At 54.6% G+C, this 20,059-nt stretch carries 16 protein-coding genes; 4 read left to right on the top strand and 12 right to left on the bottom strand.

Features of this window, described 5'->3' with window-relative positions:
• Positions 1–477: 477 nt before the first annotated feature.
• Entirely contained in the window at positions 478–2,097 is a 1,620-nt protein-coding gene (locus GQF03_RS01055) for a class I adenylate-forming enzyme family protein (RefSeq protein WP_161337334.1), read from the top strand.
• Entirely contained in the window at positions 2,060–2,965 is a 906-nt protein-coding gene (locus tag GQF03_RS01050) for an amidohydrolase family protein (RefSeq protein ID WP_206673070.1), read from the top strand. The genes GQF03_RS01055 and GQF03_RS01050 overlap by 38 nt, the downstream gene beginning before the upstream one ends.
• Positions 2,966–3,533: 568 nt before the next feature.
• Here the strand turns inward: GQF03_RS01050 and GQF03_RS01045 are convergent.
• Genes GQF03_RS01045 through GQF03_RS01020 form a run of 6 tightly spaced genes read right to left on the bottom strand, consistent with a single transcriptional unit; the run spans position 3,534 to position 10,151 of the window.
• Complete coding sequence (locus GQF03_RS01045; RefSeq protein ID WP_161337333.1) at positions 3,534–4,676, bottom strand: rhodanese-like domain-containing protein; 1,143 nt, start codon at positions 4,674–4,676, stop codon at positions 3,534–3,536.
• A gap of 3 nt (positions 4,677–4,679) precedes the next feature.
• Positions 4,680–5,804: a hypothetical protein gene (locus tag GQF03_RS18720; RefSeq protein WP_194237073.1), complete on the bottom strand. Its 1,125-nt coding sequence runs from the start codon at positions 5,802–5,804 to the stop codon at positions 4,680–4,682.
• Between the two features lie 12 nt (positions 5,805–5,816).
• Entirely contained in the window at positions 5,817–6,509 is a 693-nt protein-coding gene (locus GQF03_RS01035; protein WP_161337332.1) for a vWA domain-containing protein, read from the bottom strand.
• A 2-nt stretch (positions 6,510–6,511) separates the two neighbouring features.
• Entirely contained in the window at positions 6,512–7,966 is a 1,455-nt protein-coding gene (locus tag GQF03_RS01030; protein ID WP_161337331.1) for a PrsW family intramembrane metalloprotease, read from the bottom strand.
• An 8-nt stretch (positions 7,967–7,974) separates the two neighbouring features.
• On the bottom strand, positions 7,975–8,802 hold the full coding sequence (locus tag GQF03_RS01025) for a PP2C family serine/threonine-protein phosphatase (protein ID WP_161337330.1): 828 nt from the start codon (positions 8,800–8,802) through the stop codon (positions 7,975–7,977).
• Complete coding sequence (locus GQF03_RS01020; protein WP_161337329.1) at positions 8,799–10,151, bottom strand: serine/threonine protein kinase; 1,353 nt, start codon at positions 10,149–10,151, stop codon at positions 8,799–8,801. Before GQF03_RS01020 ends, GQF03_RS01025 begins: the two co-directional genes overlap by 4 nt.
• Positions 10,152–10,727: 576 nt before the next feature.
• On the opposite strand from GQF03_RS01020, the gene arsB reads away from it, so the two are divergent.
• Positions 10,728–11,786 (top strand): ACR3 family arsenite efflux transporter, encoded by a 1,059-nt coding sequence (gene arsB, locus GQF03_RS01015; RefSeq protein ID WP_161337328.1) that lies wholly within the window; start codon positions 10,728–10,730, stop codon positions 11,784–11,786.
• A 56-nt stretch (positions 11,787–11,842) separates the two neighbouring features.
• On the top strand, positions 11,843–12,190 hold the full coding sequence (locus tag GQF03_RS01010; protein WP_161337327.1) for an antibiotic biosynthesis monooxygenase family protein: 348 nt from the start codon (positions 11,843–11,845) through the stop codon (positions 12,188–12,190).
• A gap of 42 nt (positions 12,191–12,232) precedes the next feature.
• Here the strand turns inward: GQF03_RS01010 and GQF03_RS01005 are convergent, their stop codons facing one another.
• Genes GQF03_RS01005 through GQF03_RS00980 form a run of 6 tightly spaced genes read right to left on the bottom strand, consistent with a single transcriptional unit; the run spans position 12,233 to position 20,050 of the window.
• Entirely contained in the window at positions 12,233–12,889 is a 657-nt protein-coding gene (locus GQF03_RS01005; RefSeq protein WP_161337326.1) for a carbonic anhydrase, read from the bottom strand.
• Positions 12,890–12,907: 18 nt separating this feature from the next.
• Positions 12,908–13,360, bottom strand: coding sequence for a hypothetical protein (locus GQF03_RS01000; protein ID WP_161337325.1), 453 nt, complete (start codon positions 13,358–13,360; stop codon positions 12,908–12,910).
• Between the two features lie 2 nt (positions 13,361–13,362).
• On the bottom strand, positions 13,363–14,046 hold the full coding sequence (gene narI / locus GQF03_RS00995; protein WP_161337324.1) for a respiratory nitrate reductase subunit gamma: 684 nt from the start codon (positions 14,044–14,046) through the stop codon (positions 13,363–13,365).
• Positions 14,043–14,750, bottom strand: coding sequence for a nitrate reductase molybdenum cofactor assembly chaperone (gene narJ, locus GQF03_RS00990; protein WP_161337323.1), 708 nt, complete (start codon positions 14,748–14,750; stop codon positions 14,043–14,045). The genes narI and narJ overlap by 4 nt, the downstream gene beginning before the upstream one ends.
• A complete protein-coding gene (gene narH, locus GQF03_RS00985; RefSeq protein ID WP_161337322.1) occupies positions 14,747–16,300 on the bottom strand; it encodes a nitrate reductase subunit beta in 1,554 nt (517 codons plus the stop codon). Before narH ends, narJ begins: the two co-directional genes overlap by 4 nt.
• Before the next feature lie 9 nt (positions 16,301–16,309).
• Positions 16,310–20,050, bottom strand: a complete 3,741-nt coding sequence (locus GQF03_RS00980; RefSeq protein WP_161337321.1) for a nitrate reductase subunit alpha — start codon at positions 20,048–20,050, stop codon at positions 16,310–16,312.
• Positions 20,051–20,059: the final 9 nt, after the last annotated feature.

Below are 20,059 nucleotides of genomic sequence, written 5' to 3'. Positions count from 1 at the left end.
TCGCTGGTGACCATCCATTTTGTTATTACAACGTTACTATCACTGAATACTTTTCTCTGTTCTGCGAAGAAACTACGAAGAGCGGAGAGAATTATTTTGCCATTGTAACTTTTGTCTGGGCAAAACTTGGTTCGGTGCGCACGCTTTTTTAATTTGTAAATAGATCACCCAACTCCTCGGTCAGTCAAATTTCATTTTGGATATAATTTATTCCTTCAGGTTATGTGTTCGGGAACGGTGGCAATGTGGCGCTATTTCCAATCGCCTTACTTCTTACATTGATTTTGGCAATTTAACTTGGTGCACTGAAAAGAATGTGACGCTAATGAAGGATCATGAAGAGAGGTTTTATTCTCCTTGGTTATAAATTCGGGCCAAATTGATATTTGTCGAGTCCGACGCTCATTCAGTAGAAAGGAAGTAGGTAAGCAATGATTATGACCCATAACTATAAACCAAAATGCAGCCGAGTTTTACATGACACCTGTTCCCGTTACTACCCCGGACCAAACCGCAGAGGAGCGGCGCGCGACCATCGAAAAAGCAGAGCTGCCAAAGTCCATAAGCGATCTTCTCGATCAGGCAGCTATTGATTCAGGGGACAAGTGTCTTCTGAATTTTTTCGACGATGGTATTACGCGAACCTATTCTGAAGTTCGCAGCGCATCAATGCAGGCAGGTGCCGCTTTGGCAGAACTCGGTATTGGAAAAGGGACGCATGTTGCAGTGATGCTGCCTAATATATTGGAAATGCCAATAATCTGGCTCGCACTCGCTCGACTTGGTGCAGTAATGGTGCCCGTTAATATTCGTTATAGTCCAAGAGAGCTGAGATACGTCATTGAAAACTCCGAGGCGACCTATTTGTTCATCCACAATGACCTGAGGTCGTCAATTAGCGGTGAAATGACCGACGCTATGCCTTCTGACCGCATTTTCTTCATTGGTGGAAATACCGATTTTTGGCACGCGAATGTATCCCATGCTGACCCTGGAAAATGTCCAGTGCCGGCGACAGATCTAGATGATCTGATGAATATTCAATTTACATCTGGTACGACGGGGTTTCCCAAAGGTTGCATGCTCTCGCATCGCTATTGGCTAACCGCGGGCATCGTCAATGCGTGGCGGGACGGGCGGCGGTTCCGACGAATACTCTCTGTCACGCCGTTTACCTATATGGACCCACAATGGCTGCTATTAATGGCAATGTTCCAGAGAGCTACACTTTTCGTGGGCCGCCGTCAAAGCACCAGCAAATTTTCCAAATGGCTTTCACAGTATAAAATCGAATTTTGTCTTTTTCCCGAAGCGGTAGCAAAACAACCACTGGCCGAACATGATAATCAAAACAAGGTCGTGCGGGCCAATATTTACGGTTTACGGGCGTCAGCACATGCGGCATTGGAAAAGCGGTACGGTTTGATCGCTCGGGAAGCTTTTGGAATGACAGAGATAGGCTCCGGCATGTTCATGCCCATGGAGGCCGTCGAAATGGTCGGTTCAGGCAGCTGCGGCCGTCCATCTCCTTTTCGGGAAACGCGGATCGTCGATGAAACCGGAAAAGACGTTGCAGATGGCGAAATCGGGGAACTATTGATAAAGGGACCTGGTATCTTCCAGGGATATTACCGCAACGCCGAAGCAACGATGCAGTCACTTAAAGATGGCTGGTTCCACACTGGTGACCTTTTCCATAAAGATGCAATCGGAAATCATTTTATTGTTGGTCGGAAGAAAGACATGATCCGGCGTAGCGGCGAGAATATTGCCTGTCGCGAAGTTGAGGGTGTCCTGAGGGAAATTGATGAGGTGGTTGAGGCCGCCCTAATTCCGGTTCCGGATCCGATCCGCGGTGAAGAAGTGAAAGCCTATATTGTTTTACGCGACGGTATAAAACCAAACGATGAAATAATTAGGGGTATATTTGAGTTCACTGGTGAGCGTCTCGCAACTTTTAAAATCCCGCGTTATCTTGAATTTATTCCCACCATGCCTCATACGACGTCTCTCAAAATAGCGAAGTCAGAGCTTGCAGCTTACCGTAAAGACCACCGGCTTGGCAGTTTTGACCGTGTCGATGATGTGTGGCGATAAAAAAGGTCCTGATATGATAATAGATTACGGCGCAACGCCGCCTGTTCCGCAATTAAAGCTGACGTCACAAGAGCATCTGGAAAATTACAGACGTGTCTATGCCTCCAGCGAGAAAGCGTCGGGCCGTCATACGCCTGAGGCTAATCTTGAGAACTATCTCAAGGAATGCGACACTCAAGACATAGAACATGTCGTCATAAAGGCGCGCGACGTGGAAACCACCTTTGGCGGCCGCGTGCGGAACGAAGACGTTGCGGAATTTTGCAATAGTAATGGTGATCGCTTCATTGGTTTCGCAGGCGTCGATCCCAACAAGGGTATGGTCGCCGTACGTGAGCTGGAATATGCCGTGCGCGAGCTCGGGCTACAGGGGTTAAACCTCCAATGCTTTGAAAACCAGTTGGCAATTGATGACCGCAAAATGTATCCGGTTTACGCGAAATGCGTAGAACTCGACATCCCGGTAAATATTCATGTGGGCGTCAACTTTTCGTTAAAAAGTTCGCCGGAATTTGGACGTCCTGAAATGTTGGACCGCGTGATGTGTGATTTTCCAGAGTTAAGAGTTTGTGCTTCTCCTCCCGGTTGGCCATGGGTATTGGAGTTGTTATCGGTTGCCTGGCGCCAACCTAACTTGTGGATAGGCCTCGTCGCTGTTCGCCCTCGTCTTCTGGGCGTCGCAGAGTCCGGCTATGGCCCATTGCTACAGTATGGAAAAACAGTGCTGAAGGACCGGATGATATTCGGCTCTGCTTATCCGATGCAGCCTGTTGGAAGATGTATCGAAGAAATTCTGGCGCTGCCGATGAACCCCGAAATAGCCGATCTTTGGTTATACAAAAATGCAAAAGCATTTCTGAGACTTTAGTTGCAAAGTGGGCACGCGAGACAATTGCCCAAGGCATAAATTTAGCACAATTGCCCGCGAAAAATGACGACATTTGACGCGAACGGAGGATTGGTGATTTAAAAATATAGTATTCTTTCTATCGTAGAGACTCTTCATCTATCCTCTTGGATTAAATTTATATTATGTGGCAATATCTATTCTCTGAATATACCAACAGGAAATCTGGGTTATAATATTGGATTTACGATTAGCCGGTGATCGTTGGGTGATCCAGTGTTAGAAAAGCATGTTAAATTTTATTCTAAGTAATTGAAAAGATTAATGCATCGGATGCGATTCGAACGTGTGACCTCTGCCTTAAGAGGTTTAAGTTCGGATGTACGGGGAATTTTCTTGAGAAGCTATCAATCTAAAACGAAACCAACGACATTTGCAATCAATTGCAAATCCATTGGACTGATACAAAAAACTGGTACAGGATTCTGCATTGCAAGGAGGCAGTGTAGCTCTAACCCCTTGATATAATTACATCGGAAAAACGCGGCGGTTTCTCCCTGATGCACCGCCATTTTATGGAACGCATGAATTACCGAGGGGGCGGCGTTGGCTGCATCGGCAGTCCTGCGGCACTCCAGGAGGCTAAACCTCCGCGGTACCAGTATAGATTGGTGTAGCCTGCAGCATTGGCGCGCAGCACCGCGTTATAAGATTCCCAACATTCAGACCCGGCACAAAAGAAGATTATAGGGACGGATGTTCTACCTCCAAATAACGACCGGAGCGACGCCACAAAATTCTGCTGGGCGTTATCGTTGAAGGTGCCGCCATACCCCCCAGAGGGTATATGGACTGCATTTTTTATTGTCGATCCATGGGAATTCGCCAATACATCAATCAGCTGAATTGATGCGTCCTGCGCGATCATGTTCTGGACCTCGCCGGTCGTCACGCGTCGCCCGACAGGAATTGAAATGGGCGTTGCGGATCCAACATTGTTTTCAAGAGTTGATTTAGCCGGCACGCCCCAGTCTGCCAATTCGTTGGCATAGCCCGTGGTATTGACAGGATTGTTATGCACGACGACTGGCTCATTATTATCGGGAGATGGAATGACGTCATCACCGCCGAATTGATCCTGCAAGCCAAATATGACAACGGCAACGACTACGACGGCAATCGCCGCATATTTTCGATCCAGCGAAAACTGGCCGATGGTGATGGTGTTTGCCGCTTTTTTTGTCGCTTCCTTTTTCGCATTGTTCGTTCTGGTGTTCTCAGGGGAAACAACGTTTGTTTGTCTCCCCGTCTCCGGCTGCACTGGTTGTGAAAGGCCTGCCCAAGTGTCCTCTGACGCCTGTGGTGGCTTTTCGGCATCTGATGACGGCGTTTCATATACCGACGGCAACGGGCCAAGACCAAGGGAATAAGCGAACGCCCGGACGATCTGCCGGGCAATATCAATACGAAGTCCGGTGCCGGATTCCAGGCGGCCGGCCTGACGGTCCATTTCAAGTCCGGAAAGATGACGCTCGGTACTGACAAGCGCAGCGGGCACGCCTTCATCCACGGCAGACCGCACAACGCGCAGTTCTCGCTTGGCGTCCGGCAGATGGTCCGCGAGGAGCGATATCAATCGTCTTCGATCATTGAAAATATCACTGCCGAAGCGTTCAACAAGAGCCTTCAAAACCTCGGCGAGTGAATCATATGTAGAGATATTTCCAGTCATTTCTTATTGTATCCGGCCACAGGCTGCGGCTTGTTCGCAATTTCCATCCATTATGCACATGGTCGACCCGGATAATTGTACATCCTGTCCCATTGACCCCATGAATGCGACACAGATATTTCCCAAGCCGATGTTGTCGCGCTGCCATAAGGGTAAAAGGGCCCGTATCGGCGTACCATTCGGATTGTAGGGCATAAATATACCGCCGCCCAGGCTGTCGGGAGGAGTTGAGTTAGCATCGGCACCGGGACGCCATACACCAAAAAAGCCTTCGCCCATATCCCAGCCCCCGGCGGGCAGCACGACCATGGCCGGAGCAGCGCCAACTTGTGTTGTAATGGAGAAGGTAATGCCAAGATTTCCGTTCTGCATTTGCTGAGCTTGTATGGTCGGCAATTGGCCATTCGGAGGCTGAAGCAACGGGAGTGTTTGCTGTCCGGACGGCTGGGGAACTGGCTGCGGTCCCGGTTGGGGCGCCGGTTGCGGCGCCGGCTGAGGCCCAGGTTGCGGCATTGGCTGTGGCGCGGGTTGCGGGGCGGGCTGCGGGGCAGGTTGCGGCACCGGTTGCTGCCCTCCCCCCTGCTGCTGCGAAAAGTAGAGTAAGGCCACTACAGCAATCGCAGCGCCTGCAATTACACGCTTGTCCTTCCATATCGGAGGTTTTTCTTCCTCCTCCTCGTCATCGTCTTCATGCTGACCTTGTGCCTGCGGGCCCGTCTGACCAGTATGCGGTTGTTGATGTTGCTGTGGTGCGGGGCCGCCGACAACCACAGAATCCCCGGCCCATTCATCGCTTGCTGGTGCTGTCGCGCCACTGGCTGTCGGTGCCAGAGACCCTATTCTTTTTGCGACATTTAACGCTGTCTCAACAACGCCTGCCGACAATTTTTCATTTACGGCGATTTCATTTCGGATCTGCTCGGTTTCAGCAGCGCTATCGCCAGCGCCAGCAATGCGACCGGCGGCATTCATGGCAAATGCCGCGGACAATGCCTTTATTTCGGCGTGCAAATCTGGCGCCTGACTGCTGAGGCGGGGCACAAGAAGGGCGGGAGACTGGAGGAAACCATCACCCTGCTGCTGCCGGCACTGGTCCACAAGTGTATATAAGCGGTCTTCAACGGACATGAATGTTTCCTCTTACCAGATGATATCGCTCGTTACGGGCTGATTTTCATCAATTTCCTGAGCGAACGCTTTGAGTGGGTCGGGTGAATTCGTTGGCGATGATGCGGCTTTCACCGGGGCGGTAGTCGCCCATTTGATATACTTTACAAGGTCAGTTGCATTATTCGCCTTCAAGGGTTTTAGTTCCGGATGGCGGATAAAGCGGCCAAGTATTTCATTATCGGCATCGGATCCTATTGCTATCGCCAGCCGGATCGCCGACGATGTGAGTTCAGCCGCAAAGAACGCGTCAAACCCAGATTCGAAATCGTCCGTCGGATATCCATCGGAGGCCAGCACCAGTATTGGAGGAAGCTGGCGTCCCGGCATGGCCGCCGGGGTCAGCCTGTCGGCCAAAAGCCTTAGCGCATCGCCCAAATGGGTCTCGCCTTCCGCCGTCAGGTCTGTCCATTGAATGTTCTCGACAGGTTCCGGGGCTTCTATTTGCCATTCGGCTGTAGAGGCAAACCGCAATACGCTCATTCTAACGTCGACTTCAGGATTATCCGCCGCGACGCTTCTCAACTCCGGTAAAGCGGTTCGCATCGCGTAATTCAGGGACGCAATCCGGTCGCCCTGCATCGATCCGGAGCAGTCGACCGCCAGCAGTATTTGCAGTTGCCGCCGAGCGATTGCGGCGGGATCGAGTGGAATTTTCTTGGCCATTACTACCCCAGTCCCACGACAGTACCGATCAAGTTACCGCCGAAATCAATTGTAACGCCGGGTGCCAGACGGATGTTTTGATTAATTTCGATCATCTGCGTGCTGCCATCGCGTAAAGTCGCAGACCAGGCAGAGGCGCCGCTGTTTCGAAGCCCGATAACATTTTTCCGTGTGGGATGGGGCACAACGGCAGCGGTAACGCCGGCACCACGCCCGTTGAGCGCGGGTTCACTCCCCAGATCGAAGGCACTATTGGCCCTGAGCGGAATTTGCAGCCCCTCTATATCGAGCATCAGTATTTCTGCCTTCGCAACCGTTGGCGCGGCCGCCGGAGCCGGAGCCGGAGCCGGAGCTGCCGTGGCCTGTGCAGGCGGCGGTGATGCGGTTGTGGCCGGTTTCGCTTTTGGCTTGTGGTCATTTTCGACAACGATGGATCCGAAACTTTCCGCAGCGCGGCCCGCTTCTTTCGCGTCAATATGGCGAGCCTTTAGAATTGCGGCAACCAGCCCGACAGCGGATATCCCTGCAATGACATAGTTTAGCATCGGAGAGATAACGGAAACGCTGTTCCATAAGGCGTGGATAATTGAGGCGGCGAGCCACCCTATTCCCAGCAATTTCCACATCTGCTTTGGACGAATGACAGCCAGGCCGATGAAATATCCGGCAATTCCGGCATAGGCCATGTGCCCCACCAGAGAACCGAGGACCCGTGGCATAAGAAGTAGCAATCCCCCGGCCATACCCAGTGAAAGATCACCCGTCTCTTTCGTAATATCCTGGACCATATTGGGAACATATTGCGTGCCGGTTTCAATAAATGTAAAAGCGCCCCCTGCAAAAATTCCCATAAGTGCGCCGTCCAATGGCCCGCGCACATGAATAATCTTCCAGAAGAAATTTTCCTTCAGATCCGGCTTCGACTCCGCCTTGAGTGTCCACCAGGCGCCAAACAGGATGGGCGTGGCCTTCAACAGTTCTTCCATCAGGCCGGCGCCAAAAAACATTCCAATGAATGTCATGATAAAATTTGAATTTGCCCCCATGCCGATGTTGCCCGGAAGAATTGTTCGGAAAACAAAGAAGTACGGCATGATCAGAGGGGTCATCATGATCACACAAACAGCGGCAAACGGGTACATATATGTCCAGATGGGTCGCGATGTTCTGGAATAGAAGAATATCATCAACTGAAACAGCATGACGACGAAGAAACAGATAATCAGGTTGATCGTAACCAAGGCACCGAACCGCTGCTGATCATCCGGGTTTCCAAGAGCACTGCCCATTGCCGCGAACAAAAACGGCACGCCAATTGCGAGCAGAATGGTAAGCAGGAATAACGGGCTCTTGAATATTTTTATATTTTTGGAGCGAAATGGAACCAGTTCCGAAAGACTTGCGTCGTCATGATCGCGGGGCACCGTCGGCATAACAGGCTTCTTTTTCTTGGCCATAGTTATTCTTATTCCTTTCTGGGCATGTTGGTATCAGTGCGGATGGCAATACAAATCGTGCTGTCATCCCCACTGCCGTTGCGGGAGACTTCTTCCAACCAGGATGGAAGTGCTTCTATCGTTTCGTCCCAATTGTCATGCGCAAGTGTGCGCAAATGTTTTATGGCTTCTTCGAATCCATCGTTATCGCGGAATGATTTGGCGACGCCGTCAGTTGCAAGAATTATGAAGTCAGGCCAGTGATGATCCCCCTGATTCCACATTGTGGCGACCCTGAAATACTGGCCGGCATCATCTTGGCATAGAGAGTAGGTTTCTTCTCCGTGCAGACCTTCGTCGTCACGTAGTGGACGCTCTATGCTGCCGTCAGCGTAGCCGAGCAGTAAATCTCCGTCGCCGATCTGCAGCAGGATTGCGATGTTTTCGTCCGCCGCTACTGTAATAAGTGTTGCGCCATAAGGCGTATACGCCGAACGACCGGGATAGATGTTGTCTTCTTCAGAAATTGGATTCGCTTGCAGATCAGCGATCACCGATGTTTGCCAGTGGGAAATAATTTCACCGACCAGAGCCCCCTCGATTTCGTCATCTTCCTGAGTGTCAAGATGCCATGCCAAGATATCGGTGGCCCCTTGTGTCGCAAACCGGGCGCCGGTCGACGAGCGGAAATGGGGCGCGGATCCATGACCGTCCGAAACCGCGGCGACTATTCGGGCCCCTGCCCCCGTATCCGGCAGGAACCTAACCGCATCCTGATTGGGAAGGCCGGAACGCGAATGCGCCGCCCCTCTCACTGAGGCGCCAGCTATCTTCCAGTTCGGATAATCAGAACTCATGAAGTAAGCTCCAGTTTATTGACCTCAATTATGTTTCCGACGGCTGTACCAAATTCTATGGTGGTGCCGGGCGCAATGCGGACGGCTTGTCCCGGTGGCACAAGATGTGACGTGCCCTCCGGGAGTGACGCCCGCCAAGGAGCATTAGTCATATTGCGCAGGCCGATCAGGTTCGCTCGAGTGGGATGTGCCTCAACTTTCGCCGCAACGGCGGCCGCATCCTTCGTATAATTGACCTGTTCGCCGCGAATTTCTTGCCCGATGCTCATGGTAAGGATGTGAGATCCCAGTACTAGCACCGGGGAAAACTCCAGAATTTCTCCGCAACAAAGGCATTCACCGGATGCCGCGGGCTGATTTTTCACTAGTGAAATCACATGCTCAAAACCGCAATCGTGACAAATGTGAATTGAATCCGGTATGAGGTTTAAAACATTCATCCATTCGGTTTCAAGCACGCGCGAAGCCGGATCATGAAGCCCGTCCGTAAAGGAACGGATGAAAAGCTGTCGCAAGGCCCGGGGCAAACTGTGCCACCGTGCAACGATCCAGTCATGCACACCCTCAACGGGGCCGTTTTCATCTGTATCCGGGTCGAACAGGAAAATCGGCTTGGTGCCGTAAAGTGACATTTCTGAATCGGCGTTCAAGACGCTGATGTCATTTTCTCTGCGGCCATCAAGCGGATGCCAGCCGAATATCGTATAAAAAAACAACACGGCCATTGAGAACAGGTCGGTGCGGCTATTTGGCAGGGATTCCCGGCGAACGACTTCCGGCGCCATGAATTTACGCGTGCCGTAAATGCTCGCGTCGGCGCCATCTATATTCACATTATCATTATCGCAGATGAGAATACGCGCCGTATCCGGATTCACAAAAATATTGCCAAAATTGATGTCCTGATAACAGAACCCTCCGGCGTGGAGCTCGAAGAAACTATGGGCCAGTTGTTGGCAGAGACGAATTCTGCTGGCAAGCGTAAGCTCAAGTCGATGCGGCGGTGGCGCGATCAGGTCGCGGATGCCTCTGAAGTCGCTTTTCCGCAATGGCATTATATAGCCAAAGCTGCTATTTCCCGGAACTTCAACAAGGTCAAGGGGCCAAAGAAAATCGTTTGTCGGCGCACCACGCCTCACGCCGCGTTCCAGCCGCAACCTTAGTCCTGTATCAATTTCCGTGTAGTGTTGGTGATACCATTTCAGGGCGAAAGGCAGGCCATCAACGACGACATGGTAAACCTCGCCCTGTCCACCAGCTCCAAGTAATTCTCCAATGCGTCCTTGTCTTCCGCTCAACGTGGCGAAGGACAGCCCTGACATCGCAGGTCTGGCTGAAGGTACTTCCATACCCTGCCCCCCCTCAATATTTTTGAATGGAAGGCGCATAAGCCAATCCCATTTTCGATAATATATTCATATGAAGATATTTTTGGCAAACTTAATGATCTAATTTTACTATGTTTTTTTAAGGTTAGGCGCGCGTAATCAACGGCTTAATCAAAGTTTTTCTCCAATTCACCAAGATTAAATGTGCGGAAATACTTGTTAAACGAAAATTATATTTGAGATTTCCTCGTAATTTAGGTTTTTCCACTTAAGCGCAAATCCACTGGCTTGGACAGAAAACCGGCACAGGATTCAGCTTTGCAAGGAGGCAGTGTAGCTCTAACCCCTTGATATGATTACATCGAAAAAAAACGCGGCGGTTTCTCCCCCACCTCCCCCATATTTTCTTCAGTCTATAGCCCGCTGACGGGTAGTTATTGGTTTCCTGCGGATCAATTCGCGGATGAAAAATGCGCGGACAGGCTCCTTTTCGTCGACAAAGGCGGTGGTGCTTGTATTATTAATCGTGCCGCAGGAATATCTTTTCCGCCCGCCGGTTCACGGCAATGCTTGCATATCTATTTTTCAGGTTGACTGATGACGAATACAATCGGATCCCGCAGTTCCGCCCTTGGCATCTTCGAACGCTGGCTGAGCCTGTGGGTCCTCCTGGCGATCATCGTCGGCGTGACGCTCGGCAATTTCCTCCCCGGTTTGATGGAGGCCATCGCGACGGCGGAAATCGCCTCGATCAACCTTGTCGTCGCCGTTTTGATCTGGGCCATGGTCTACCCCATGATGGTGGGCGTCGATTTTGGCGCCGTCAGCGGTATCGCCCGGCAACCCAAAGGCCTGCTGATAACCTTGGTCGTGAACTGGCTGATCAAGCCTTTCACCATGGCGCTGCTCGCCGTTCTCTTCTTTGAGTATCTTTTCGCCTCGTTGATCGCCCCGGACGACGCGGCGCAATATATCGCGGGCCTCATTCTTCTCGGCGCGGCCCCCTGCACGGCGATGGTGTTCGTATGGTCGCAACTGACGCGCGGCGATGAAACCTATACTCTGGTTCAGGTGTCGGTTAACGACCTTATCATGGTCTTCGCCTTCGCGCCCATCGTCGCGTTTCTGCTCGGCGTTGCGGATATCTCCGTTCCCTGGGAAACGCTGGTCCTGGCGACGGTTCTCTATGTCGTTCTGCCCCTTACTGCCGGCCTGGCGACCCGGCGATGGCTTCAGACCCCGGCACGGATCGAGTCCTTCAAGGCGCGGGTCAAGCCCTTGTCCGTCATCGGCCTGATTGCGACCGTCGTCATCCTGTTCGGCCTGCAGGGCAATGTCATCATCGAGCGTCCGCTAACGATTGGCCTGATCGCCGTCCCGATCCTGATCCAGAGCTATGGCATTTTCGCAATTGCCTATGCGGCGGCATTTTTTCTTAAAGTTCCGCACCGGATCGCGGCGCCCTGCGCGATGATCGGCACGTCCAATTTCTTCGAACTGGCGGTCGCCGTGGCGATTAGCCTGTTTGGCCTGAATTCGGGAGCGGCGCTGGCCACCGTCGTCGGCGTACTGGTCGAGGTTCCGGTGATGCTCTCCCTCGTCGCATTGACCAACCGCACCCGGAACCGGTTTCCCGAAACCAGCACAAAACAATAGGAAATCAGCCATTTAGTCCAATCTCATCCCCCGTTCCAAAATAAAGGATCAGCACAATGATTGCCGTTATTTTTGAAGTGTATCCGCACGAAAAACACAAACAGCAATATCTGGATATCGCGGCGAGCCTGCGCCCGACGCTTGAAAAGATCGACGGATTTATATCGGTTGAACGGTTTCAAAGCCTGACGGACGAGACGAAAATTCTCTCGATTTCCTTCTTTCGCGACGAGGCGGCAGTCGAGCAATGGCGCAATATTTCCGCGCACCGCAGCGCCCAGGCCAAGGGCCGCGCGGATATTTTCCGGGACTACCGCATCCGCATCGCCAGCGTCATCCGCGATTACGGGATGTTCGAGCGGGACGAAGCGCCGACCGACAGCAAGGCGGAACATCGGGGCTGATGCCGGAGGGCCGGCAAAGGGCTTCCGATTCCGGCGCCGGGGCTAATGCGGGCGGACGAGGCGGAGATAGCGGCCCTTTTCGAAATTGTAGCTGAGCAGCTCCCCGCTTTCGATATGGAAATACCAGGCGTGGAGGTCCAGCGTCCCCTTTTCCAGTGCCGCGCGCACATAGGGATACTGCATCAGATTGGCGAGCGAGACGAGCGCGCCCTCCATCTCGCAGACCTTGCATTGCTCCTCGAGATCGCGGTGGGCCATCGATGACAGCACCGCGTCCTTCGCCTCGCGGATGATATTGACCCAGCCCTGGATATAATCGTCCGCCGGCGTATCCTCCGCCGCCTCGCCAAGGGACATCAGCGCCCTCACCCCGCCGCAGCCGCTATGGGCCATGATGATGATATGCTCGACTTCGAGACGGGTGACGGCGAACTGAACCGCCGCGCCGATGGAGAGATGTGAATGCCGTCCCGTCTCGAAGGGCGGGACGATGTTCGCGACATTATTGGCGGCAAAGATATCGCCAAGGCCCGCATGGGTGAGGATGGACGGATTGACCCGGCAATCGCTGCAGCCGATGATCATGGTTCGCGGGCGTTGCGTGGTCGCGGCCCAGCGCTGATAGGCATCGAAATCCTGCCGCAGATACCTATGCCGAAACGACTTGTACCCCTCGATCAGTTCCCGATAGCTGTCCATCAATCTCCCCTCTTCCGGTCACAGGGACGCCGTCAGGTCGAAACCGGAAATGCGGGCGGATTCGGCGAGATGGAGGATATAGGAGCGGATGCCTTCGCGAATGCTCCTCGTATGCAGATAATCGCGTATCTTCTCCTCCACCATCTCAAAGGGTAGGATGGCGCTGCTGGCATCGGAGGCACGAAACCGTTGCAGGTTTTGCTCATAATAGGCGCGGCAGGCGTCGGTGGTAGCCGCCGGCGCGACGACTTCGCGCTCGATGAGTTGCATCAGGGAGGCTTCAAGCGCCTCGCCCGGTTCATCGGGATCGCTCAGTCCCTGCCGGACCGCCTCCTGTCGCAAGAGCTCCTTTACCACAAGGGCCCGGGCCGCCGCATCCCGCGCCTCCTCCATGCTCCGTGCCGAATGATACTGCATCTCGGAGAAGACGGTGTTGTCGTCAATTTCGGTATCGTTTACATAAACCGGCATGGCTACCCCCTTTTACGGACGATCTGATATCCCGGCCGCAGGATATATTTCACCGGCGCGCTGAACACATGCACAAGGCGCGTGAAGGGGAAGATCAGGAAGATCGTCAGGCCAAGGAAGATATGGGCCTTGAAGATAAAGGCCTCTCCCCTCACGAAATCGGCCGCCCCGCCTCGGAAGGTAACGATATGCTGCGCCCAGTTGGCGAGCGCGATCATGCTGCTGCCGTCCGGATGCTGGGCGGAGGCCGGTATGGTCGCAAGACCGAGGATCAGCTGCAGGTACAGAATGACGAGGATCAGGATATCGGCGAACTTGCTGGTCGCCCGTATCCGGGGATCCGTGATACGCCGCCACAGGAGAATGGTGAGGCCAATGAAACACATCACCCCGAAAATGCCGCCGGCGATCATTGCCAGTTTTTGCTTCACGGCGGCGCTCATCACCAGATGATAAACCGCCTCCGGTGTCAGCAGGCCGACCAGATGGCCGAAAAACAGCAGGATGATGCCGATATGGAACAGATTGCTGCCCCAGCGCATGCCCTTGCTCCTGAGCAGTTGCGAGCTGTCCGCTTTCCAGCTGTAGGGGTTCTGGTCATAGCGGAGAATACAGCCGAGTACCATCACGAGTATAGCGATATAGGGATAGATGCCGAACAGGAGTTCGTTTAGATAATAGCTCATTGTCCGCTCCTATTGAGTTGGCCGGTTGATTGCTGGGTTGCCCCGAACTCAAGGGGCTGGGCGGCGGCGCAGGTGTTGCAGGCGGAATCGCCGATCCCGTCGAACGCCGGCGCCTCGTCCCATTCCTTGTCGAGCGCCTCGAGGCTGTCATCGCGCGCTGCTTCCTCGATCAATGCCTGGCGCACGAATTCCTCATCGATCCGGGCATCTGTCAATCTGGCGAGGGCCTCGAAGACGACGCTGTAGCCGGAGTCCCGCTTTTTAAGCTTGGCGCCGATCGCCGCGATGATATGCACGACCTCTCCTAGAGTTTCCTGCGCTTCCGACGGCGCGCAGATCGACAGGAATTCGAGGAACAGCGGCAGATAGTCGGGAAGTTCCCTGGCGTTGAGCGCGAGCCCCTTCTCCCGGTAATGATCGATCAGATCGACCATCGCCTGCCCGCGGTCACGGCTTTCGCCGTGAATATGCTCGAACAGATAGAGGGAGTTTCCGCGGCCACGATCGAAGAGCGACACATAATCCTCCTGCGCCGTCAAAAGGTTGCGCTTGGCTAGCTGTTCCATAAAGGTAATCAGCTGTTTTTCAAGCTTCGTCGGCAGAATATTTTCCCGCCGGATGACCGCAATCAGATCGTCCATGTCCTGCTGGAGCTCGGCGGTAGGATAGCTGAGCAGTAATCCCAGTATTTTGAAGCTTTTCATTTCTGCCTCCGGATTTGGCCGTTGAGGGTGTTGGCATGGGTGCGGGTTCCGAACAGGCTTTTCTTCGGTGCGCCGCCGGAACATCCATCGCCGAAGGTGAAGCCGCATTCGGAGCGGGAGGCAAAGGCGATTTCATTGTCGAAAGGCGTCTTGCCCGCATATTCGCGGTGATTGGTCGGGATCACATAGCGGTCCTCGTAATTGGCGATCGCCATGATCTGGTACATGTCCTCGACCGTCGGCTTGTCGAGACCGACATGATCGAGAATGCCCTGGTCCGGCGCCCCCTCGACATGCTTCGTGCGCATATAGGCGCGCATCGCCAGCATGCGTTCAAGTGCATGGGTCACCGGCTGTTCCTTGCCCGCCGTCAGCAGGTTGGCGAGATATTTGATCGGGATGCGCAGCTTGCTGACGTCCGGGATCACCCCGTCGGTTTCCAGCTGGCCGTCTTCCCAGCGGCTCTGGATCGGGCTCAGCGGCGGGATATACCAGACCATCGGCAGGGTGCGGTATTCCGGATGCAGCGGAAAGGCGACCTTCCACTCCATCGCCATTTTATAGACGGGCGATTTCTTCGCGGCGGCAAGCCAGCTGTCCGGCACGCCATCGCGTTTGGCCGCGGCAATCACCTCGGGATCGTTGGGGTTGAGGAAGATATCGATCTGCGCCTCGTAGAGGTCCTTCTCGTCCTTGACGCTCGCCGCCTCCTCGATCCGGTCGGCATCATAAAGGATCACGCCGAGATAGCGGATACGGCCAACGCAGGTCTCGCTGCAGACGGTGGGTTCGCCATTTTCTATTCTTGGATAGCAGAAGGTGCATTTCTCTGATTTTCCGGACTGCCAGTTGAAATAGATCTTCTTGTACGGACAGCCGGACACGCACATCCGCCAGCCGCGGCATTTATCCTGATCGATCAGGACGATGCCATCCTCTTCCCGTTTGTAGATCGCGCCGGAGGGACAGGACGCGACACAGGCCGGGTTCAGGCAATGCTCACAAAGCCTCGGAAGATACATCATGAAGGTATTTTCGAACTCTCCATACATCTCCTTCTCGATGTCCTTGAAGTTATAATCCTGGCTGCGCTTCTCGAACTCGCCGCCGAGGATTTCCTCCCAGTTTGGGCCCCATTCCGGCTTTTCCATCCGCTCCCCGGTAATCGCCGAATGTGCCCGCGCCGTCGGCATGTCCTTCGCTTCCCCCGATGTTTGCAGGTGCGCGTAATCGAAGGTGAAGGGCTCGTAATAATCGTCGATCTCGGGCAGGTCCGGATTGGCGAAGATCTTCGAGAGCAGGCGGAATTTCCCGCCCATTTTCGGCTGGATCTTGCCGTTCGATTTGCGCGTCCAGCCACCGTTCCATTGCTTCTGGTCCTCCCAGTTGCGCGGATAGCCGACGCCCGGTTTTGTCTCAACATTGTTGAACCAGGCATATTCCACCCCTGCCCGGCTCGTCCAGACATTCTTGCAGGTGACCGAGCAGGTATGGCATCCGATACATTTATCCAGGTTCAGGACCATGCCGATTTGAGCACGTACTTTCATTTCACTCTCCTATTCGGCCGCTTCGGTGACGGGATTTTCATCCCCAAAATCAACATTTTCGATTTTCCGGACCATGACGAATTCATCCCGGTTCGATCCGACGGTGCCGTAGTAGTTGAACCCGTAGGACAACTGCGCATAGCCGCCGATCATATGGGTCGGCTTGACCACCGCCCGGGTCACCGAGTTATGGATGCCGCCCCTTGCCCCGGTTGTCGGCGATTTCGGCGTATTGATGGTTTTCTCCTGCGCGTGATACATCATCGTCATGCCTTCCGGCACGCGCTGGGAGACAACCGCGCGCGCGACAATGGCGCCGTTCGCGTTATAAAGCTCAAGCCAGTCGTTATCCTTGACCTCGATCTTTCTTGCGTCCTTTTCGCTGATCCAGACGACGGGCCCGCCGCGGTTTAAGGTCAGCATAAGAAGATTGTCCGAGTAGGTCGAATGGATACCCCATTTCTGATGCGGCGTGATCCAGTTGAGCGCGACCTGCTTGTCGCCGTTTCCGTGGCGGGCGACCGGCGCGAGGGTCTTGGTGTTGACCGGTCCCTTGTAGAGGCAGAACCCCTCCCCGAAATCGCGCATCCATTCATGATCCTGATAGAATTGCTGTCGCCCCGTAAGGGTGCGCCAGGGGATCAGTTCATGGACATTGGTGTAGCCGGCATTATAGCTGACATGCTCATCCTCAAGACCCGACCAGGTGGGGGAGGAAATGATCTTGCGCGGCTGCGCTTGCAGATCGCGAAAGCGGAGCTTCTCATCCTCCTTCGGCCGGGCAAGGTGGGTGTGATCGCGACCCGTCGCCAGCCCCAGCGCCTCCCATGCCTTGACGGCCACCTGTCCGTTGGTCTCCGGCGCGAGGGAGAGGATCATTTCGGCCGCATCAATATCCGTCTCCAGTTTCGGCCGGTCCGTATTGCTGCCGTTGAAATGCGTGCCGTTGAGCAGGCCGAGGAAGGCCACTTCCGCCTCCGTATTCCAGGTAATTCCCTTGCCGCCGTTACCGAGCTTTTCGAGCAGCGGTCCGATCGATGTAAAACGCTGATAAGTGTTCGGGTAATCCCGCTCGACCGTGATCAGGTTCGGGAGAGTTTTTCCGGGAACCGGCTCGACCTCCCCTTTCTTCCAGTCCTTGACGTCCATCGCCTGCGCGAGTTCCGCCGGCGTATCATGGAGGATCGGCAAGGAAACAATATCCTTTTCCACGCCGAGATGACCGGGGCAAAGATCCGAATAGGCCTTCGCCAGCCCCTTGTAGATTTCCCAGTCGCTCCGGCTTTCCCACGCCGGATCGACGGCGCAACTTAGGGGATGGATGAAGGGGTGCATGTCCGAGGTATTGAGGTCGTTCTTCTCGTACCAGGTCGCGCTCGGCAGCACAATATCCGAATAGATGCAGGTCGTGGACATCCGGAAATCGAGCGTCACGACGAGATCGAGCTTGCCTTCCGGCGCCTCATCATGCCAGACGACTTCGGAGGGCTTTTGCGCCCCGTCTTCCCCGAGATCCTTGCCCAGCACGCCATGATTGGTGCCGAGCAGGTGCTTGAGCATATATTCATGGCCCTTGCCGGACGATCCCAGCAGGTTGGAGCGCCAGACGAACAGGTTGCGCGGGAAGTTTTTCGGATTGTCCGGATCCTCACAGGCGAACTGCAAATCGCCGGATTTCAGCTTATTCACCACATGATCCGCGCCGGAGATCCCGGCGGCGTCAGCTTCGCGCGCGAGCTCCAGCGGGTTCTGGCTAAGCTGAGGGGCGGACGGAAGCCAGCCCATCCGCTCGGAGCGGACGTTGCAGTCGATCAGCGAGAGGTCTTTCCACTTTTCCCTATCCGCCGTCGGCGACAGGATTTCGTCCAGATTCAGCTTCTCATACCGCCACTGGTCCGAATGATTGTAGAAGAAGCTGGTGGAATTCATATGGCGCGGCGGGCGGCTCCAGTCGAGGCCGAAGGCGAGCGGTTGCCAGCCGGTTTGCGGGCGGAGTTTTTCCTGCCCGACATAATGCGACCAGCCCCCTCCAGACTGTCCGATGCAGCCGCACATGATCAGCATATTCATGATCCCGCGATAGATCATGTCCATATGGTACCAGTGATTGACCCCCGCCCCGAGGATGACCATGGAGCGGCCATGGGTTTTGTCGGCATTATCCGCAAACTCGCGGGCCACCTTGATGACCTTTGCCGCCGGAACGCCGGTGAAATGCTCCTGCCAGGCGGGGGTGTAGGGAATATCCTCATCGAAGGAGTTCGCGACATTCGCGCCGCCGAGACCCCGATCAATCCCGTAATTCGCGACCATCAGGTCAAACACGGTGGCGACCAGCACCTCGCCCTCTTCCGTCATGATTTTCTTTGACGGAACGTTCCGATCCAGGATGCCTTCATGGGTTGAGGATTTGAAGATAGGCTGCTCGTTCTCGAGGTTGCCGAAATAGGGAAAGCCGACAGTAACGACCTCGTCCTTGTCGTCAATAAAGGTCATTTCCGGAGAGATGTCGCTGCCGTCGCGGGCGTCCTTCATCTCCAGATTCCATTTGGCGCTTTTGTCCCAGCGCGATCCGACGGTGCCGTTCGGCACTTTGAGACTTTTTGATATGCTGTCGAAAAGAACGGGCTTCCAGTCGGTATTTTCGCTCTCGCCGAGTTGACCGGTAAGCTCGCTCGCCCGCAAGGTCCGCCCGGCGACATACCGCTCGCCCTGCTTTTCGAGCCGGACAAGGAACGGCATATCGGTGTACTGGCGGCAATAGTCGCGGAAATAGGTGGATTTACCGGTAAGGTGGAATTCCTTCAGGATCACATGCCCCATGGCCATGGCCATGGCGCTGTCTGTCCCCTGCCTCGGGTTCAGCCAGAGATCGGTCAGTTTGGCGACCTCCGAATAATCGGGTGTGACCGAAACAGTCTTGGTCCCCTTATAGCGAACTTCGGTGAAAAAATGCGCATCCGGCGTGCGCGTCTGCGGCACGTTCGAGCCCCAGGCGATGATATAGCCCGAATTGTACCAGTCCGCGCTCTCGGGCACGTCCGTCTGCTCTCCCCATGTCTGCGGCGAACTTGGCGGCAGGTCGCAGTACCAGTCGTAAAAGCTCATGCAGACACCGCCGATGAGCGAGAGATAGCGGCTGCCCGCGGCGTAGGAGACCATCGACATCGCCGGGATCGGGGAAAAGCCGATGACCCGGTCCGGTCCGTATTCCTTCGCCGTATAGATATTCGCCGCCGCGATGATCTCGTTGACCTCTTCCCAGTCGGCGCGGACAAACCCCCCTCGCCCGCGTATTTCCTTGTATTCGCGCATCTTGGCCGGATCGGACGCGATGCTCGCCCAGGCATCGACCGGATCGGCATGGTCCTTTTTCGCCTGCCGCCAGAGCTTGACGAGGCGGCTTCGGATGAGCGGATATTTCAGGCGCGCGGCGCTATAGAGATACCAGCTGTAGCTGGCCCCGCGTGAACAGCCGCGCGGCTCATGGTTCGGCAAATCCGGCCGGGTCCGGGGATAATCCGTCTGCTGGGTTTCCCAGGTGACGAGACCGTTCTTGACGTAGATTTTCCAGGAACAGGAGCCCGTGCAGTTCACCCCATGGGTTGAGCGAACGATCTTGTCATGGGCCCAGCGGCCGCGATAGGCCTGCTCCCAGTCCCGGTTTTCCTCCGTCGTGATACCGTGACCGCCGGAGAATTTTTCCGGTCTGGCGGTGAAATAGGTGAACCGGTCTATCAGGTTGCTCATCAAATTACT

It is taken from the genome of Sneathiella chungangensis, assembly GCF_009882935.1.
In the GTDB taxonomy this organism is placed as follows: domain Bacteria; phylum Pseudomonadota; class Alphaproteobacteria; order Sneathiellales; family Sneathiellaceae; genus Sneathiella; species Sneathiella chungangensis.
The sequence above is the reverse complement of the archived record's forward strand: the minus strand, read 5'-3'. Positions and strand labels throughout refer to the sequence as shown.

Coding starts and splice junctions, on each gene's coding strand:
- GQF03_RS01005 (WP_161337326.1), bottom strand. CDS start 12,889: ATGGACAGCTATCGGGAACTGATCGAGGGGTACAAGTCGTTTCGGCAT.
- GQF03_RS01000 (WP_161337325.1), bottom strand. CDS start 13,360: ATGCCGGTTTATGTAAACGATACCGAAATTGACGACAACACCGTCTTC.
- GQF03_RS18720 (WP_194237073.1), bottom strand. CDS start 5,804: ATGTCCGTTGAAGACCGCTTATATACACTTGTGGACCAGTGCCGGCAG.
- narH (WP_161337322.1), bottom strand. CDS start 16,300: ATGAAAGTACGTGCTCAAATCGGCATGGTCCTGAACCTGGATAAATGT.
- GQF03_RS01055 (WP_161337334.1), top strand. CDS start 478: ATGACACCTGTTCCCGTTACTACCCCGGACCAAACCGCAGAGGAGCGG.
- GQF03_RS01030 (WP_161337331.1), bottom strand. CDS start 7,966: ATGGCCAAGAAAAAGAAGCCTGTTATGCCGACGGTGCCCCGCGATCAT.
- GQF03_RS01035 (WP_161337332.1), bottom strand. CDS start 6,509: ATGGCCAAGAAAATTCCACTCGATCCCGCCGCAATCGCTCGGCGGCAA.
- arsB (WP_161337328.1), top strand. CDS start 10,728: ATGACGAATACAATCGGATCCCGCAGTTCCGCCCTTGGCATCTTCGAA.
- narI (WP_161337324.1), bottom strand. CDS start 14,046: ATGAGCTATTATCTAAACGAACTCCTGTTCGGCATCTATCCCTATATC.
- GQF03_RS01045 (WP_161337333.1), bottom strand. CDS start 4,676: ATGACTGGAAATATCTCTACATATGATTCACTCGCCGAGGTTTTGAAG.
- narJ (WP_161337323.1), bottom strand. CDS start 14,750: ATGAAAAGCTTCAAAATACTGGGATTACTGCTCAGCTATCCTACCGCC.
- GQF03_RS01025 (WP_161337330.1), bottom strand. CDS start 8,802: ATGAGTTCTGATTATCCGAACTGGAAGATAGCTGGCGCCTCAGTGAGA.
- GQF03_RS01020 (WP_161337329.1), bottom strand. CDS start 10,151: ATGGAAGTACCTTCAGCCAGACCTGCGATGTCAGGGCTGTCCTTCGCC.
- GQF03_RS01010 (WP_161337327.1), top strand. CDS start 11,843: ATGATTGCCGTTATTTTTGAAGTGTATCCGCACGAAAAACACAAACAG.
- GQF03_RS00980 (WP_161337321.1), bottom strand. CDS start 20,050: ATGAGCAACCTGATAGACCGGTTCACCTATTTCACCGCCAGACCGGAA.